The organism is Burkholderia sp. AW33-5 (assembly GCF_053427615.1).
Genome location: NZ_JBSAXA010000094.1, coordinates 1 through 561, shown reverse-complemented (window position 1 = coordinate 561; position 561 = coordinate 1). Strand labels below are relative to the sequence as shown.

The 561-nt window shown below is 57.4% G+C and carries 1 pseudogene; it reads left to right on the top strand.

Features of this window, described 5'->3' with window-relative positions:
- Window positions 1–100: pseudogene (locus ACV22V_RS32500) on the top strand (D-amino acid dehydrogenase); the annotation flags it as partial.
- Between the last annotated feature and the right edge of the window lie 461 nt (window positions 101–561).

Here is a 561-nt window from a genome sequence, read left to right as displayed (position 1 = left end):
TCTGATCTCGGGCAAGAAACCGGCAATCCAGGCCGACGACCTGTCGGTGCATCGTTATCCGAAGGACGTGGCCGGCCAGATGCGCCGCGCGTACGCGTAAGCGTTGCAAGTACGACTATTGATGGAGTCGACGATTTCATACGTACATTCTTCGATGATTGTGAGGCATACGTACCGGATTAAATGGCGTTTCGAGGTGTGCAGCCCGGCAAAAGTGTACCCGACAATCCTCATGGGGTATTTGATTGGAGATGGTTCTGGAGACAAGGGGAATGCTATGAAGAAGTAATGCGTGGACCAGCAGATCACCTGTATTCAGCGGGAGGCCGAAAAATAGTTCGCTGTGGTAGCAAACGGACGTATGGCAATGACAAGCCTCGCGCTGACATCAACACAATGACGGCGGCCCGTTTGCGGCTGCCAGGAGACGGACTTGAAACAACCAGAAGACCAGCTGCACCGCGGGCTGGAGGAGCGACACATCAACCTGATGGCGCTCGGCGCGACGATCGGCGTCGGCCTGTTCCTCGGCTCGGCCACCGCGATCCGCACGGCCGGCCC